Raw genomic sequence first — 16,200 nt, 5'->3', positions numbered from 1 at the left:
AAATCCTTCGCAGAAACGACGGGTAGGAAAAAATCGATTGTATACGTGATGCGGGTCGCAAGCTTCAAGCTTTAAGCGACAAACCCTACAGCTCGAAGCGCAATTCCGGCCAGATCGGCGGTGTGCCGCGCTTCTGTGACTCGAGGATCGCCCGGCACAGGGGGCACAATCGCTGATCCTGGAAGATAGAACGGTCCACCGACGACCAGCGCGGTTGAGCGGGCAGCAGCGTCCCGCACAGCGTACGGTCGATCGAGCCACCCAACTCCAGTTGACGCGTCACCAGATGCACTCGGACTTCCTGGCAGGCGAACAGATCCAGCTGCTCGTCAGGCTCGATCAGTTGGTAGGCAAACAGGGACCAGGCAGGGCGCGACATCTGGGGCTCCGAATCAGGGGGGCGCCACATTAGCCGAAAGGCCGCGCCTAGAAAAGCGTCACAGCAACGGTTTTAGCGTCGGCCAGACATTTTCCAGCAACTTGCCCTGGGCACTGACCGCCGGGTGCAATTGATCCGCCTGCATCAACTCCGGATGGCCGCCTACGCCCTCGAGGAAAAACGGCACCAGGGGAATGTTTTTCTCCTTGGCCAGCACGCCATAGACTTCGGCAAACGCCGTGGTGTATCGCGGGCCGTAGTTGGGTGGCAACTGCATGCCCAGCAGCAGCACCTTGGCGCCCCCCGCCCTGGACTGGTCGATCATCGACGCAAGATTTTGTTGCAATTGCGCTGGCGGCTGCCCGCGCAAGCCATCATTACCTCCAAGCTCGATGACCACCACGTCCGGCTTATGCTCTGCAAGCGCCGCCGGCAGCCGCGCCAGGCCTCCGGCACTGGTGTCGCCGCTGATGGAGGCATTGACCACCTTGTCGTCGAAACCCTCCTGCTTAAGCCGTTGTTCCAGCAGTGCGACCCACCCTTTGCTGGTATCCAGGCCGAAACCGGCACTGATACTATCGCCAACGATCAGGACTGTACCCGCCGCTGCGTTCTGGGCCATGCACATCAGGGCCAGACCAGCACTCAAAAACCACATTCGCATCGGATTCTCCATGGGCGCACGCATTCTCACCGCGCGGAACCTTAGCAAAGTGGTTCCCAGCGCGGAAGGTGAACTGACTATCCTGCACGAACTGAGCCTGGAACTGAACAAGGGCGATAGCCTGGCTATCGTCGGCAGTTCCGGCTCCGGCAAATCCACCCTCCTGGGCCTGCTGGCCGGCCTCGACCTGCCCAGCAGCGGCGAGGTCACCCTCGCCGGACAAGCCCTGAGCAGCCTCGACGAAGACCAGCGCGCGCGTATCCGCGCCGAGCATGTGGGCTTCGTCTTCCAGTCCTTCCAGTTGCTCGACAGCCTCAACGCCTTGGAGAACGTCATGCTTCCCCTGGAACTGGACGGTCGTAAAGATGCGCGCGAACGGGCCAGGCACCTGCTGGAACGCGTCGGCCTGGGCCAGCGCCTGACCCACTCTCCCCGCCAGCTGTCCGGTGGCGAACAACAGCGGGTGGCGATTGCCCGAGCGTTTGCCGCCGAGCCTGACGTGCTGTTTGCCGACGAACCCACCGGCAATCTCGACAGCCACACTGGCGAACGCATCAGCGACTTGCTGTTCGAGCTCAATAAAGAGAGCGGCACCACCCTGGTGCTGGTTACCCACGACGAGCGCCTGGCCCATCGCTGCCGACGCCTGATCCGCCTTGAAGCCGGCCTGATGGTCGCGCCCCTGGAGCCTTGATGGCACGCCTGCCGCTGTTGCGCCTGTTCAGCCTTGCCATGCGCCAATTACTGCGCGATGCCCGCGCCGGCGAATTGCGCGTGTTGTTCTTTGCCCTGCTGGTGGCGGTGGCCGCCAGCACCGCCATCGGTTATTTCGGTGCGCGCCTCAACGGCGCCATGCTGCTGCGCGCCACCGAATTTCTCGGCGCCGACCTGGTACTCGAAGGCAGCTCGCCGGCCCGTCCCGAGCAGATCAAATCCGGGCTCGAACTGAGCCTGGATCACGCGCGTATCGTGGAGTTTTCCAGCGTCATCGCCACCGATAACGGGATCCAGCTTTCCAGTATCAAGGCGGTCAACGAGCAATACCCGTTGCGCGGCGAATTGAAGAGCGCCGCAGCACCATTTGGCGAGGAAACCCCAGGCGGAGGCCCGAAACCCGGTGAAGCCTGGGTAGAGGCACGCTTGCTGACGGCGCTGGACCTCAAAGTCGGCGACAGCATCGATGTGGGCATGAAGACCCTGCGCCTGGCCCGCGTCCTGACCTACGAGCCCGACCGTGCCGGCAACTTCTATAGCCTTACGCCCAGGGTGATGATCAACCTCGCGGACCTGGATGCCACCGGCGTGGTCCAGCCCGGCAGCCGCGTCAGTTACCGGGAACTGTGGCGCGCGCCACAGGGCAGCACGGCACTGCAGACCTATCGCGACCTGGTCAAACCCGGGCTCGCCGCCAACCAGCGCCTGCAAGATTCGCGTGACGGCAACCAGCAGATCGGCGGTGCCCTGGGCAAGGCCGAGCGTTACCTGAACATGGCCAGCCTGGTTGCGGTGCTGCTGGCCGGTGTTGCTGTCGCGCTGTCGGCGAACCGTTTCGCCACGCGGCGTTTCGACGCCAGTGCGTTGTTACGCTGCCTGGGCTTGTCGCGCCGAGAAGCGATGCTGCTGTTCAGTCTGCAACTGAGTGTACTGGGCCTGCTGGCCAGCCTGACCGGGGCCCTGCTCGGTTGGCTGGCGCAATTCGGTCTGTTCTATTTTCTGCACGATCTGTTGCCGGCCGATGTACCGCCCGGCGGCCTGCTTCCGGCCATAGCCGGGATCGGCACCGGGCTGGTCGCCCTCGCCGGCTTTGCCTTGCCGCCCTTGGCCGCACTGGGTCGGGTCCCTCCCCTGCGGGTGCTGCGGCGAGACTTGCTGCCCATTCCGTCCAGCACCTGGATGGTCTACGGCGCGGCGTTGTTCGCCCTGGGCCTGATCATGTGGCGCCTGAGTCTCGACCTGGTGCTGACTTTCGCCCTGCTCGGCGGCGGTGTGCTTGCTGCGTTGATCCTCGGTGGCTTGCTGTTGTTGTTGCTGCAAAGCCTGCGACGGCTGCTGGCACGGGCCTCGCTGCCCTGGCGGCTGGGCCTGGGCCAACTGCTGCGCCACCCGCTGGCGGCAGCGGGCCAATCCCTGGCATTCGGCCTGATCCTGCTGTCGATGGGTTTGATCGCCCTGCTTCGCGGTGAACTGCTCGACACCTGGCAAAACCAGTTGCCCAAGGACGCGCCTAACTATTTCGCGCTGAACATCCTGCCTGCCGACAAGGACGCCTTCGGCGCACGGCTGCTGGAAGTGCAAGCGCAATCCGCGCCCCTGTACCCGGTGGTACCGGGCCGGCTGATCAGCATCAACGGCGAACCGGTGCAGGAAATTGTGAGCAAGGACTCCAGTGGAGATCGCGCCGTACAGCGCGACCTGAGTTTGACCTGGGCTGCCGACCTGCCGCCGGGCAATGCCCTGGTCGCCGGTGCGTGGTGGTCGCAGCAACCTGCGGATGACGTCCCCGGTGTGTCGGTGGAAGCCAAGGTTGCCGAAAGCCTCAAGCTCAAGCTGAACGACCATCTGGTGTTCACTGTAGGCGGGGAGAACCGCGAAGCCCGTGTCACCAGCCTGCGCACGATCAACTGGGATAACTTCCAGCCCAACTTCTTCATGATCTTCCAGCCCGGCACCTTGAAGGACCTGCCGGCCACCTACCTGACGAGCTTCTACCTGGCGCCCGGCCACGACCAGCAGATCGTCGACCTCTCCCGGGCCTTCCCGGCAGTGACCATCCTGCAGGTCGAAGCGTTGCTCGAACAATTGCGCAGTATCCTGGCCCAAGTGACGCTGGCGGTGGAGTACGTGCTGCTGTTCGTCCTGGCGGCAGGGATGGCGGTGTTGTTCTCCGGGCTGCAAGCCACCCTTGATGAGCGAATCCGCCAGGGTGCGCTGCTGCGAGCACTGGGGGCCGAGCGCAAGCTGCTGGTCAAGGCCCGGCGCATCGAGTTCGGTTTGCTCGGTGCGGTCAGCGGCCTGCTCGCCGCATTGGGAACGGAACTGGTGACCTGGGTCCTGTACCGCTACGCCTTCGACCTGGCCTGGCACCCTCATCCGTGGCTATTGCTGTTGCCAGTGATCGGCGCGGTGCTGATCGGCGGTGCGGGGGTATTTGGTACTCGCCGAGCCTTGAACGCCAGCCCGCTGACCGTACTGCGCGAAGGTTGAGATGCCGATGGCCCGCGCTCTTCACAGAGGGCGGGCCATCATCCCTTACTTCACGTATTCAATCGCGGTGATCCACCAGCACACTTCGCCGCCCGGGGTCTGCACGATGGCTTCATCATCCACCTCTTTGCGCAGCAGGGCTCGCGCCATTGGCGAATCGATGGAGATGTAATCCATCCGCTCATAAATCTCGTCATAACCGACAATACGAAAGCGCTTGGTATCACCCTGCTCGTTTTCGATCTCCACCCAGGCGCCGAAAAACACCTTGCCTTCCTGCTCGGGCATGTACTCCACCACGCGCATGTCTTCGAGGCGTTTGCGCAGGTAGCGCACGCGACGATCAATCTCGCGCAGCAGTTTCTTGTTGTACTGGTAATCGGCATTTTCGCTGCGATCCCCCAGGGAAGCCGCCCACGTCACTTTGCGCGTGGTGTCCGGGCGCTTTTCCCGCCACAGGTAATCCAGCTCTTTCTTCAGCGCCTCATGACCTTCTTTGGTAATCAGCTTGGTACTCAAACGCTTGCATCCCCAAACACGGTTCATTGATGCCCAAACGCCATAACCTCATGCTCTGGCGTCGACAAACGACATCGATGATAAAGGAACCGCAGAAAGTAGCCAGAACCTGTGAACCTGCTCAGGCTAACCGTCCAGGGCCTGATCCAGTTCAGGCAGAACGCCCCGCAGGCTTTGGCGCAGCCCTGACAGATGCGTCATGGCCGATGCCAGCTGTTCCTCCTTGCGGCTGACGTCCCGCACCTGCTCTTGCAACTGTGCCCGTCGCAGCTCAAGCGCTTGCGCCTTCTCATCCATCTGCCGTTGCTCCTGTTGCAATCGCGCCTGCCATTGTTCCAGCCTGGTTTCCTGCGTAGTGACAGCCAGCTGTTGCTGGGTCAGGTCATGGGCAACCCGGGCAAGACTCGCCAGCGTGTTGTCCACTTCGAACAAAGGCGTCGACTCCGGAGGAGCATTGATTGCAGGCTCAGGCGAGGCAACGACCGAACCCGCCTCGGCAGCTAACGGCAGAGCAACCGTAGACCGGTGTTCACGTTCAACGGCGCGTTGAGGCTCAGGCGGCAGCGTGGGCTCGGATGAACTCACAATCCTGGGTGGCGCAACCATTTGGGAGGAAAAACGAATGGACGGCACGATCAGCGAAGCGCTCTCGATCGCAGGCAACGCGGGTGCTGACATCCCCAGCGTAATGACCTTCATGACCAAAGCTTTCTTGATGATCACCGAATGATGATCCTCGGGTCTGGCCGGCGGCAGCTTGCAGCCCTTCAGGTCAATGAAATGAAAGGGCACCTCTGGCTCCCCGGGGCTCAGGGTCCGGGTGCCCGAGGCGGACGCCACCATCAGAATCTGTTTGAAGGCCTGCATGGCCACGTGCAGGTCGTCTTTGGATTCAATGCCTCCCAGAAAGTAGCGTTCAAGTTTCTTTCGCAATGTCGCGATGTAAACCCTGGAACTACCGGGCTCAGTCTCTTCATCAAGGCTATAGACAAGAAAATTGGAGGCTGCCTGGGCAACAGCAAACCCACAGAGCAGCGCACCGTTGACCGGCGCATTATCCCCCCCGCGTTCAAGTACTAAAGTACGTAGAAGCATCATCGTAATCAGGCCTCACTCCAAAAACAGCAACCTTACATAAACGTCGGATAAACACCCAACCGTTGATAACACTCTAAGCACACCAATTGTTTCAGCGCGCGCCCGACGCTCACGTAAGAATTTCCTTATTAACGGAAGCCTGCATATTCAAGTTCTGCAATAGAACGTACCCTTTTTAAAAATCTACCCTTGCACCCGCCTGAATACACATGCCGGCCTTGCATAAATCTTCGGTAAACAGATGATCGAAATAACTAACCTGACAAAGTACCAGGGTAAAAAAAGTGTTATCTGTAACTTTTCTCTCACTGTACAGCGAAAGGAATGTGTAGGAATTTTTGGACGGCAAGGCGCAGGCAAATCCACATTGCTGAACTTGATAGCCGGCTTGATCAAACCCTCAAGCGGGTACGTCATGGTTCAAGGGTTCAACACTCTGACCCAATCCCATCAAGTCAAATCCGTAGTGGGTTATCAGCTTGCAGGCGGGCTCAATCACCACACTCTGTCGGTCAAAGGTTTTCTGAACTTCGTCGCGGGCGCTCACGGATACACCGGGATAGAAAAACGCCAGAAAGTCGACCGAGCAGCCACTCTGCTTGAGCTGCTGCCCCTGCTCGACCACCCCATCGACACGTTGCCACCAGGCCTAAAACGGCAACTCGCCATTGCCGGGGCCGTCCTGCATGGCCCCGGCCTGTTGTTACTGGACGAACCTGGCGAAGGCTTGAGCCCCGACCAGGCGAGCGCGCTCAAGACACTCATCCAGTCCTTGGCAGAGGAAATGACCCTCGTCATTGCCTGCCGTCAATGCGAAGAGCTGTCCAGCCTGTGCACACGAGCACTGGTGATTGCCGATGGGCAGCTGGCGGCAGACAGCTCGCCCCAAGAGCTGAAAAGCCGTTCTCGGCATTTCCAGGCAGTGACCCTGACAGCCCAGCCCCCTTTGGATCTGCTAGCGCTGGCAGTGCTACCCGGCGTTGCGGGTATCGAAGAAGACCTGCATTCCCCGGGAACCGTGACCGTGCTCGCCATGCCGGGACAGACCATTTACCCCGCAGTCAATGCATTGATAGCCAGTCGTGGCTGGAACATCACCTCCATGGCGCTGGAACCCGGTCGTATCAACGACGTCGTTCGTCATCTGAGCCAGGAGAACACCCTTTGAAACGGATGCCGGTGGTTTTCACCCGCCAACTTGTCAGTTATATCAGCGCACCGAGTATTTACCTGACCGTTGCCGCGTTCCTGGGACTGTCCGCCGCACTGGGCGTGCAAATGAGCCAATGGATGGAGCATGACAACAGTGACTTGGATGCTTTCTTTCAATGGCATCCCTGGCTGTATCTGCTATTGATTCCCGTGCTGTCAGCCCAACTATGGTCGGATGAACGCAATGCCGGTTTTTTTAACGTCATACACACATTACCCATCGCATCGTCCGAGTTGGTTGTCGGAAAATTCCTGGCGGCCTGGACAGTCTGTGCGTTTACCCTGGCCCTCACTTTTCCTATTGTCATCGCCGTCAATTATTTGGGCACTGCAGACAATGCAGTGATTGCCTCGCAATACCTGGCCAGCTGGTTATTGGCCGGCAGTTATTTATCGATCGGCTGTTTTATTTACACATTCACACACCAACGCGTGATTATCTTTACCGTAACACTGAGTTTGCTTTTTATCGCGAGCGCTCTTTATTACGTGTCAGATGCACTGGAGCACCAAGCCCCTATCTGGGTGATTGACAGCCTGATTGCACTCAGCCCGGTGTTGCACTTCGAGGCAATCGACAGCGGGAAGCTGACACTTCATGACGGCCTTTACTTCATCAGTATGATCCTGGCTTTTCTCGTTGCGACGACCGTTGCACTCAACGCCAAGCGCAGCTGAGAGGAATGTCCTTTATGCGACCCGTGCTGCGCACAGGCATGACACTGGTAGTCATCCTGCTGGTTTTCCTCGCGTTCAATCTGGTCTGGATAAACCGGCTGCCCAATGCCCAATGGGATATTTCGCACCTCAAAGTGCATACCTTGTCCGCTGCGGTGCAGAGGTCGCTGACAACCCTGGAAAGCCCGATAGAACTGTACTATTTCAACTCGCACACCGACCCGAACACCCACCGCGTATTGAGACGTTACAGTCAACAGGTCGAAGATCTGCTCAGAGAGTACGAAAAGGCGGCCCAGGGCCTGATCAACCTGCACGTTATCAATCCTGCCCCCTTCTCCGAAGAATCGTACAAAGCGGAGCTATTCGGGCTTGATGTCAAACAGGGCGTATTCGGCCTGATCGGTACGCGCGCCGGTCAAGGTCCACAACGTATCGCCTCATTCGATCGTGATCGTGCCCCTCTTCTCGAATATGAAATCAGCCATTTGCTCCACAAGCTGACGAAGCCCGAGCGTGCCACCGTCGGTCTGCTGTCGGGACTGCCCATCAAGACTGCCACCGAACAACGGCTGGCGCAGCAGTTCAATCTGGTCACTGTAACGCCCAACGTCGAGCGTCTGCCCCAAACCGTCCAGACGCTGATGGTGATGCACCCACACAAACTGCCTGATCGTGCACTGTACGCTATCGATCAATTTGTTCTGGAGGGCGGAAAACTGCTGATGTTTATCGGGCCGAAAGAAGGAAAGGCCTCCTCCCCCTCGCGGCTGGACGGAATGCTTGCGAGCTGGGGGCTGGAGGTGTCGACTGACAAGTTACTGGCCGACAGCTTCTACGCAACACCGATCACACTGACCGCCGGGATGCCCACGGTGCGTCATCCGGCCAGATTGACCCTGCCACGCCAGGCGATGAACGCGCACGATATCAGCAGTTGGAAATTGGCTTCGGTGGTCGTGTCCAAAAGCGCAGCACTGACCCCCCTCAAGAACGGCAGGACCCGTTTCACGCCGCTGCTGCAAAGCTCTGCACACGCGGCATTGATGGACGCCAAGCGGTTTGCCTCCCCGGACACCTTCAATACATTGATCGAAGAAGCGAGTGCTGAAGGGCAGCACCATGTCATTGCAGCACGCATCGAAGGGCCAGGTTATTCAGCATTTCCCGACGGCATTGAAGGCCAGCCACCAGGCTTGCAGAAAGCATCACAGATCCAGGTCGTGGTGGTCGCTGTCCCAGACATGCTCGCCAACACTACGCCTGACAACGGGTTATTTGTCTTGAATGTCCTGGATAACCTCGCGGCGCCCGAGCCCCTTGCGAGCATTCGCCCTCGCGCCATGGGAGGTCTGCCCCTGCAGGTATTGGCAGACCTGCGCGAAGCCGCAGCGCGCTCTTATCGGCAAAACGCAGTTGAACTGGAGCAGCGTCTGGAGCGCACGGAACAGGAGTGGCAATTACTGAACTCGCCCGCTCAGATGGTCGGTGCCCAAGCGGTCGAAACGAACATGCTGTTGCAAGCGCTCAATAAGGAACGCCTGCGATTGCCCATGGAGTTGCACATGTTGAAAAGCCAGGCGTATGCATCGGTCGATCGTCTTAAGCTCATCATCAAGTCACTCTTGATCGTTCCGATACCCCTGCTGCTATGCCTGATTGCAATGGGGCTGTCACTGCGCCGTCGCCGCCACTGGCCACTACCCGCCGCGGTGTCTCAGTGAGCGCTCAACGGCGGGCAATCAGACCCTGACGGGCAATGCGCGTCAGATGACCGATCACTTCGCCTGCATCACTGGCGCTGGGCGCCTGGATCACCGCCAGATCAAAGCTGTTATTGGCAAAGCGGGCCAGGGAGTCGCCATCTTCGACAAACTGAATCAGAAAAGCCGAAGGCCGCCCGGTGCGACGCGGCCAGCCATCCAGATAACGCAATAGCGTCGGCTGGTGCTTGCCACCCAGGAGAATTTTAGGATTACGTTGAGTCAAGTCCGCAGTGATCGGGGCCAGGCGTATGAGGGGGCGTAGTGCATTCATCGTGTCGTGTCTCTGCCTCAAAAGTCTGCGGGCAGGTGAGAGGCAACACCGAACCAGCGCTTTAGCGGAATTTCGAAGCCTGGATCAGGCTTCTGTCGGGACCGATAACGATCACCCCTGGCGCCCCGCAATTAGCTGTTTAAATCGGCGCATAAGCGGCATCCTAGAGAAGCCCGTGGTGCGATGTCAAGAATCCCGGACAGCAAAAGGCCCGCACAGGGCGGGCCTTATCAGGACGCTATCGGATCATCAATTGGCGATGGCGCGGTCAGCCGACCATTTGCCCGCGCCCTCCAGCAGCACCGCCAAAGCGCCACCCAGCAAAGCCAGTGCAAACTCATAACCGTTGTTGGCCATGAACAGGCCGTTATGGATATGCACCGAAAAGATCGCCACCAGCGACAGAATGGTCAGCCCCAATGCCGCCGGGCGCGCCAGCAAGCCGATGATCAGGGCCAGCCCGGCGAAAAACTCGGTACCGCCCGACAGAACCGCCATCAGGGTGCCCGGCGCCAGGCCAATGCTTTCCATCCATTGCGCAGTACCCGCCAGGCCGTAGCCGCCATACCAGCCGAAAAGTTTTTGCGAACCATGGGCCGCAAAGATGATGCCGACAAAAATGCGCAGAATGGTCAGGCCATAACCGGCGTGGGTGGACAGAATGCGGTTGATCAATGGGCTCATGGGAACAATCCTTTTCAAAGTAAGGTGGGGTTGGCCGCTATATTAATCAGTTTAAACAATGATAAAAGCCGAAAAATTGCCACATAGATATCGATAAAGTAGATTATTTACGTGAGGCAATTTTTGGCGCCGCCGGCTCCAGGGACTCGCGCTCCCGATCGAATGCCAGGAAGTATTTGTTCACGCTATTAACATAGCTGACGCCGCCCATCCCCACTTGCTCCATGGCTATGCGTTCAACCTGAAAAAACCACTGATTGGGGTTCAGCCCCCGCCGCCTGGCCTCGGTGCGCATGCCCTGCACACGCTCTGGCCCCATGTTGTAAGCCGCCAGCACAAACGCCATGCGCTCGCGTTCATTGAGCTTGGGGCTGGCGAAAAACTTGCGACGGATCATCGCCAGGTAGCGGGCGCCCGCCTGCACATTACTGTCGAGGTTCTCGATATTGTTGACGCCCACCCGCTGTGCTGCCGACGGTGTGATCTGCATCAGCCCCGTGGGGCCGCCACTGTTGCGCGCGCCCGGATCGAAAGCGGACTCCTTGAACGCCAGCGCAGCCAGGTTCAACCAGTCGATCCCCTGCTCGCGTGCATGCTTCTGCAGCACTGGGCGCAGCTTCTCCAGGCGCTGGCGGTCCGCTCGGGCCAGTGGATTACGCACTTGGTAAAGGCGTCGGTAGATACGCTGGAACGCCACGTCCTGATCGGATGGCGTGCGGTAGGTCTTGAGAAAACGATCAATGCTGGCGCGCAGCATCGAGGCATCCTGGCGCACAAACCAGTACTCGTCGCCCGGCTCGCTGATCGCCACCTGTTTATCGAAGCGCAACTTGGGCAGGATTTTCGACCAGCGCTCGGCGATGGGCTTTTCGACGATGGTCAGGTGAAAAATGCCGGCCTGGACCATCTCCAGCACATCCTCCACAGCCAGGGTCGGATCGACCCACTCCACCTTCACCGGCGGCTGCTTGTGCAGCGCCAGTTTCTGGTTGACCTGGCTGATGGCGTCCGCCGCTGCACTGCCGGTGGTCAATGCCAGGGTGCGCCCGGACAATTGCTCCAGCCTGGTAAAGCGCCGCTCTCCCTTCACACCCACCAGCCACAACGGTACATCGCTGACAATCGGGTCACTGGTGCTGATCTTGTGCGCGGCCTTTACATCCAGCAATTCACCGGGGGCCACCAGGTCGCCTTCGCCACGGGCCAGTGCCCCCAGCAGCTGGTCCTTGGCCTTGGGAATGATCTTGAGGTTGATCTCCTGGCCATCACGGGCGTGACCATTGAGGTACTGCTCGAAGGCGCGCAGGCGATGGTATTCCACACCAATGGCTTGCCCCTGGACTTCGCCGGAACTGTTACGGCTCTGGTTCACCAGCACACGCAGGGTACGACTGGAACGAATCTCCGCCAGGTCGCGGACCTTGCCGGGCCGGGTCACTTCCAGCGGCCCGTCCAGACGCGCCACCGCCGCCATGGGCAGCAGCAACGTCAGGCACAACACTAGCAACGCCGAGGGTCGGATCATCCGCTCTCCGGAAAGAATACTGGCCAGCGCCTTCGCGAAGAACGAGGCGGTGGGGGTCAGAAACAGAGCGCTTTAAGCGCTGGCAAGGCGCGCAACGGTGGCACAACGGCAGGTGTTCGGCCAACCACAATGTCACTTGCGACGTTCAAAGACAGCTTTAACTCGTTGTAGTTCTTCGTTTTTCTTATAAATCTACAGCTCTGATATGCTTTCCGGCCGCAGGCGGAGATAGCACCATGCAACTCATTGATATCGGCGTCAACCTGACCAACCCCAGTTTCGACGAGAAGCACCAGGCTGTTCTCGACCGAGCCTATGCCGCCGGCGTACAACAGCTGGTCCTGACCGGCACGAGTGTCGACGGCAGCGAACAGGCCCTGGAACTGTGCACCCAATTGGACGAAAGCGGTCAACGCCTGTTCAGTACCGCCGGTATCCACCCCCACTCCGCCAGTGACTGGAACAGCGACAGCGCCCGCCGTCTACGCAGCCTGCTCAGCGAAAACCGCGTGCGAGCGGTGGGGGAATGCGGACTGGATTTCAACCGGGACTTTTCACCGCGCCCGCAGCAGGAAAAGGTGCTGGAAGAACATCTGGCGCTGGCCGTCGAATTGAAGCTGCCGGTGTTTCTGCACGAGCGCGATGCCAACCAGCGCCTGCTGGCTATCCTCAAGGACTACCGCGATCACCTCACCGCCGCCGTGGTGCATTGCTTTACGGGCGAGCAGCAGGCGCTGTTCAGCTACCTCGACCTCGACTTGCACATCGGCGTCACTGGCTGGATCTGCGACGAGCGCCGTGGGACACACCTGCATCCTCTGGTCAGGGAAATTCCCCGGGGCCGTCTGATGCTGGAAAGTGATGCGCCCTACCTGCTGCCGCGCACCTTGCGACCCAAGCCGAAAAACGGTCGGAACGAACCGGCGTATCTGCCGGAAGTGCTGCGCGAAGTCGCCCTGCACCGCAACGAAAGTGTGGAAGACCTCGCCCAACACAGCACCGCCAGCGCACGGGCGTTTTTCGACCTGCCTGCATTGGACTGATGCGGCGCATTGACCCATGTCAAAACCGGCTTCCTGAATAGCAGCACAATAATGGCACCTTGCCAATGCTGTTTCCGCTATCAGAGAAGACCTTCCATGGGTGCCTGGCTTAGCAATATCTCGCTGAAGTACAAATTCTGGGCCGTCAACGCGGTCGCCTTTATCACCACCCTGCTGCTGGTGCTCTATGCCGTGCAGCTTGAACAACAGGCTCGCAGCGAGGCTTCTCGAACCTCGGCGCAAGCACAGGGGCAACTGCTCGGCGCCTGGCCGGCCAGCCAGACACTGCCGAGCGACGAGCACTGGCTGACGTTCCAGCGCGGCCAAATCCCACAGCTGGCCGGTCAGGATCTGTCGGCCCTGGGCAGTGCCATTGGCTGGGTCGAACTCAATCACCTGCCCCTGTTCGGCGAAAACCCGCTGATGGGGGCTGAAGTCGTCGCCCGCACCGACGGTGAGTACGTCGCCGTACTCGCCTACGCACCCAGTCTGAGCCAAGTGTTCGAAGAGCGCTTCGCCAACTATGCCGTGGCGGTCCTGATCCTGATGCTGGCGATGCTCGGCGCCTCGCAATTGCTGATCCGCTTCCTGCTCAGCCAGCTCAATACTCTCAAAGATGTGATGCTCCATGTGGAGAAGACCGGCGACCTGTCCGCCCGGGTGCCCTTGGCGTGCAAGGATGAAGTCGGCCAGATGGCCAGCGCGTTCAACGCGATGCAGGCCGGTTACCAGAGAGTCGTGGGTACCGTGGCGCGCACCGCACGGCAACTGGACGATGGCGCCGCACGACTGGCCAGCAGCATGAACGACGTGCAGCACGGTATGTTCGGCCAGCAAAGCGAAACCGACCAGGCCGCCACGGCCATCAACGAGATGACGGCCACGGTCTACCACATCGCCCAGCACGCGGGGGCGACCCGGGACCTGTCCCAAACCGCCGACACCCTCGCCGGCAGCGGCCAGGCCGTGGTGACTCGCGTACAACGCTCCATCGCCGGGCTGTCCAGTGGTGTGCAGCAGACCGCTGAAATGATCCAGAAACTGGCCGAGGACAGCCAGAAAATCAACGGCGTGGTCGGGGTGATCCACAGCATCGCCGAACAGACCAACCTGCTCGCGCTCAATGCCGCCATCGAAGCCGCACGTGCGGGAGAAATGGGCCGCGGTTTCGCCGTGGTCGCCGACGAAGTGCGCAACCTCGCCAAGCGGGTGCAAAGCTCCACCGACGAAATCACCCAGATGGTCTCGGCCCTGCAAGCCGGAACCCGGGACGCAGTGGACTTCATGCAGGAAAGCTCGTTCAAGGCCGACGACTGCGTACAACAAGCCCAGGAAGCCGGCGCGGCTCTCGCAGAAATCACCGGCGCCGTGGCACAGATGCGCGAAAGCAACACCCAGATCGCCGTCGCCGCCGAACAGCAGAGCCATGTCGCCGAAGAGATGAACCGCGCCGTGATGAGCATCCGCGACGTGACCGAAAACACGGTGCAGCAAACCGTGGATTCGGCCACCACCAGCAACGAACTGGCGACCCTGGCGGGTGAACTGAGCAAGGCGATTGGGCAACTAAAGCTGTAGGAGCTTTCAACCTGTAATCCCGCGCCTACATCCAAGCCTCGGTTTACCCGAGGTTTTGGCGAAACGTCCTAACCTTACTGGCGAATAACGCCGACTTCTTTTTCCTGCCCACCTCTCCAAAGTCTCTCGCCTGCTCAATCAGCGCGAGGGACCGCCGATGCACCTTTCTATCCATGCCCCACTCCATGGGGCCGCTTCATGACTCCGGTGATTGCCAGGTTCGTCCTGTCACCCATGGATGCCAAACGGCCGGACGTCGACGCTGTCCTGCATGACTTTCGCGGCTGCCTGAACACCTTTGATGAGTGGGCGGAACGTTTCTGGAGCTTTTCAGCGCTCGAAGTCGAGCAGGTGTTCAAGGTAGGAAATGAGGTCGCGCTGGTCGCGCCTGCCTCCTCGAAAAAACTCAGTCCTGTCGTCGCCCTGTGCGAGGCCCAAGGCTCCATGACCTTGGTGCACATGTTCGAGAGCACGCAGTTCGTGCCCATCGGCAATACGCCGGTGAGGGTCCAGGCGATTGCAGCCGATGGCAGCCCGATTGGTCCACCAATTCATCAAACCATCGGTCCCACCGGCATTCTCGACGTCAAAGGTTGTAACCGTAACCAGCGCTACCAAATCACCTTCTACCCCACTGTTTCGAAAGATCACGTCAAGGCGCTGTACGCGTCTTATCAGACAGTGATCGCAGGGCTTGAAGACCAGCTTCGAGAGGAATGGACAAAGACCTTCAAGGCGCAATGGCACGACTTCGCCAACGCGCCACCCTACGCGCGCAGTGCGATGCAGGGTGCCGCGCTTGCCAGCGGGATAGCCAAGGCGCTGTACAACTTGTGGGACAACATCGCGCAACTCTATGACCTGTTGGCCCACATCAAGCCCAACAGCGAAAAGTTGCTGAAGTACGTCTCCGAGGCCGAACTCGATCAGTTGTTGAAGCTGAGCCGCGATGCAATCGCCCACGGCCTGCTCGTGCTCAGTGATGAGCCGCTGCTGTTCATCTACCTGTCAGCCATGGTCGGCTGGATGTGCATGCTACCGCCGCCGCAGATGTACGAACTGCTGGGCGAGATCACCGGCGAAGTGTTGATCAATCTGTTCCTGATCTGGGCGACCCGGGGCATGGGCGTGCAGATTCGCCTGGGTGCGCAGGTGCTGAGCCAGATCACGTCCGGGCGGGCGCGCAAGTGGCTGGAGAGGCTGGCGGATCAATTGGTGGGTCCCCACCTGGAAGCCCATGTCGAAGCGGCCAAGCCCCTGGTGCTTGGCAGCGCTGCAACACCGATCAAGGTGATTCCGGATGTCCCGCTGAAAGCCGGGGACGAGCTGCTTGCCAACCCGGTGCCGGCGGTTCGGAAAAAGACCGTGCAGCGCACGGTGCTGGTCCGGCAGGAGCACGTGGACGATGCGCCTGCTGTGGGAAAAAACCCGGCAGGTGACGCGGCGGCGCCTTCGGACAAGACCGCTAAGGATGGCTGCCCGGTGTCGATGGTCACCGGGGAGGAGCTGCTCACCCTGACCGATGGTGCGCTGGACGGCGTATTGCCCTTCGAATGGACACGGCTGTATCGCACCAGTG

The 16,200-nt window shown here is 60.0% G+C and carries 15 protein-coding genes; 8 read left to right on the top strand and 7 right to left on the bottom strand.

Translation table 11 applies throughout. The features are described 5' to 3' along the window. Positions 1-85 precede the first annotated feature (85 nt). Complete coding sequence (locus tag ACW9IB_RS22305) at positions 86-379, bottom strand: hypothetical protein (protein WP_003218723.1); 294 nt, start codon at positions 377-379, stop codon at positions 86-88. A gap of 58 nt (positions 380-437) precedes the next feature. Continuing rightward, positions 438-1,043, bottom strand: coding sequence for an arylesterase (locus tag ACW9IB_RS22300; RefSeq protein WP_457368574.1), 606 nt, complete (start codon positions 1,041-1,043; stop codon positions 438-440). 10 nt (positions 1,044-1,053) lie between these two features. On the opposite strand from ACW9IB_RS22300, the gene ACW9IB_RS22295 reads away from it, so the two are divergent. Next, on the top strand, positions 1,054-1,737 hold the full coding sequence (locus ACW9IB_RS22295; protein ID WP_457368575.1) for an ABC transporter ATP-binding protein: 684 nt from the start codon (positions 1,054-1,056) through the stop codon (positions 1,735-1,737). Continuing rightward, the gene (locus tag ACW9IB_RS22290) at positions 1,737-4,247 is read left to right on the top strand and encodes an ABC transporter permease (protein ID WP_457368576.1); all 2,511 of its coding nucleotides are present in this window, start codon (positions 1,737-1,739) and stop codon (positions 4,245-4,247) included. Before ACW9IB_RS22295 ends, ACW9IB_RS22290 begins: the two co-directional genes overlap by 1 nt. Positions 4,248-4,292: 45 nt before the next feature. Here the strand turns inward: ACW9IB_RS22290 and greB are convergent, their stop codons facing one another. Together greB and ACW9IB_RS22280 are read right to left on the bottom strand one after the other, a co-directional pair. Continuing rightward, positions 4,293-4,766, bottom strand: coding sequence for a transcription elongation factor GreB (greB, locus tag ACW9IB_RS22285; RefSeq protein ID WP_457368577.1), 474 nt, complete (start codon positions 4,764-4,766; stop codon positions 4,293-4,295). 126 nt (positions 4,767-4,892) lie between these two features. After that, positions 4,893-5,864, bottom strand: coding sequence for a hypothetical protein (locus ACW9IB_RS22280; protein WP_457415565.1), 972 nt, complete (start codon positions 5,862-5,864; stop codon positions 4,893-4,895). Between the two features lie 241 nt (positions 5,865-6,105). Between ACW9IB_RS22280 and ACW9IB_RS22275 the strand changes: the two genes are divergently transcribed. From ACW9IB_RS22275 to ACW9IB_RS22265, 3 genes are read left to right on the top strand one after another with little or no spacing between them, the layout of a single operon-like run. Next, positions 6,106-7,032, top strand: coding sequence for an ATP-binding cassette domain-containing protein (locus tag ACW9IB_RS22275; protein WP_457415564.1), 927 nt, complete (start codon positions 6,106-6,108; stop codon positions 7,030-7,032). Continuing rightward, positions 7,029-7,754: an ABC transporter permease gene (locus tag ACW9IB_RS22270; RefSeq protein WP_457415563.1), complete on the top strand. Its 726-nt coding sequence runs from the start codon at positions 7,029-7,031 to the stop codon at positions 7,752-7,754. The genes ACW9IB_RS22275 and ACW9IB_RS22270 overlap by 4 nt, the downstream gene beginning before the upstream one ends. A gap of 14 nt (positions 7,755-7,768) precedes the next feature. After that, positions 7,769-9,478, top strand: coding sequence for a Gldg family protein (locus ACW9IB_RS22265; RefSeq protein WP_457415562.1), 1,710 nt, complete (start codon positions 7,769-7,771; stop codon positions 9,476-9,478). A 4-nt stretch (positions 9,479-9,482) separates the two neighbouring features. Here ACW9IB_RS22265 and ACW9IB_RS22260 read toward each other — a convergent pair whose 3' ends face one another. From ACW9IB_RS22260 to ACW9IB_RS22250, 3 genes are all read right to left on the bottom strand, one after another. Beyond that, positions 9,483-9,791, bottom strand: a complete 309-nt coding sequence (locus tag ACW9IB_RS22260) for a class I SAM-dependent methyltransferase (protein ID WP_457368582.1) — start codon at positions 9,789-9,791, stop codon at positions 9,483-9,485. A gap of 249 nt (positions 9,792-10,040) precedes the next feature. Beyond that, on the bottom strand, positions 10,041-10,475 hold the full coding sequence (locus ACW9IB_RS22255; protein WP_457415561.1) for a DoxX family protein: 435 nt from the start codon (positions 10,473-10,475) through the stop codon (positions 10,041-10,043). Positions 10,476-10,578: 103 nt separating this feature from the next. Then, positions 10,579-12,000, bottom strand: coding sequence for a transglycosylase SLT domain-containing protein (locus ACW9IB_RS22250; RefSeq protein WP_457415560.1), 1,422 nt, complete (start codon positions 11,998-12,000; stop codon positions 10,579-10,581). Positions 12,001-12,236: 236 nt separating this feature from the next. Here ACW9IB_RS22250 and ACW9IB_RS22245 point away from each other — a divergent pair, with 236 nt between their 5' ends. The 3 genes from ACW9IB_RS22245 to ACW9IB_RS22235 form a co-directional block, all read left to right on the top strand. Continuing rightward, positions 12,237-13,043, top strand: coding sequence for a TatD family hydrolase (locus ACW9IB_RS22245; RefSeq protein ID WP_457368585.1), 807 nt, complete (start codon positions 12,237-12,239; stop codon positions 13,041-13,043). 96 nt (positions 13,044-13,139) lie between these two features. After that, positions 13,140-14,621: a methyl-accepting chemotaxis protein gene (locus ACW9IB_RS22240; RefSeq protein WP_457415559.1), complete on the top strand. Its 1,482-nt coding sequence runs from the start codon at positions 13,140-13,142 to the stop codon at positions 14,619-14,621. Positions 14,622-14,819: 198 nt separating this feature from the next. Further along, positions 14,820-16,200 (top strand): DUF6531 domain-containing protein (locus ACW9IB_RS22235; RefSeq protein WP_457415558.1); only part of this gene is annotated, 1,381 nt, incomplete at its 3' end.

It is taken from the genome of Pseudomonas sp. SDO524_S393 (assembly GCF_054071875.1).
This window is presented reverse-complemented; position numbering and strand designations above follow the sequence as displayed.

Bases quoted from the DNA above. Each gene is read 5' to 3' on its own strand.
- ACW9IB_RS22305 (WP_003218723.1), bottom strand. From the start codon at position 379: ATGTCGCGCCCTGCCTGGTCCCTGTTTGCCTACCAACTGATCGAGCCT.
- ACW9IB_RS22300 (WP_457368574.1), bottom strand. From the start codon at position 1,043: ATGCGAATGTGGTTTTTGAGTGCTGGTCTGGCCCTGATGTGCATGGCC.
- ACW9IB_RS22295 (WP_457368575.1), top strand. From the start codon at position 1,054: ATGGGCGCACGCATTCTCACCGCGCGGAACCTTAGCAAAGTGGTTCCC.
- ACW9IB_RS22290 (WP_457368576.1), top strand. From the start codon at position 1,737: ATGGCACGCCTGCCGCTGTTGCGCCTGTTCAGCCTTGCCATGCGCCAA.
- ACW9IB_RS22280 (WP_457415565.1), bottom strand. From the start codon at position 5,864: ATGATGCTTCTACGTACTTTAGTACTTGAACGCGGGGGGGATAATGCG.
- ACW9IB_RS22275 (WP_457415564.1), top strand. From the start codon at position 6,106: ATGATCGAAATAACTAACCTGACAAAGTACCAGGGTAAAAAAAGTGTT.
- ACW9IB_RS22265 (WP_457415562.1), top strand. From the start codon at position 7,769: ATGCGACCCGTGCTGCGCACAGGCATGACACTGGTAGTCATCCTGCTG.
- ACW9IB_RS22260 (WP_457368582.1), bottom strand. From the start codon at position 9,791: ATGAATGCACTACGCCCCCTCATACGCCTGGCCCCGATCACTGCGGAC.
- ACW9IB_RS22255 (WP_457415561.1), bottom strand. From the start codon at position 10,475: ATGAGCCCATTGATCAACCGCATTCTGTCCACCCACGCCGGTTATGGC.
- ACW9IB_RS22250 (WP_457415560.1), bottom strand. From the start codon at position 12,000: ATGATCCGACCCTCGGCGTTGCTAGTGTTGTGCCTGACGTTGCTGCTG.
- ACW9IB_RS22245 (WP_457368585.1), top strand. From the start codon at position 12,237: ATGCAACTCATTGATATCGGCGTCAACCTGACCAACCCCAGTTTCGAC.
- ACW9IB_RS22240 (WP_457415559.1), top strand. From the start codon at position 13,140: ATGGGTGCCTGGCTTAGCAATATCTCGCTGAAGTACAAATTCTGGGCC.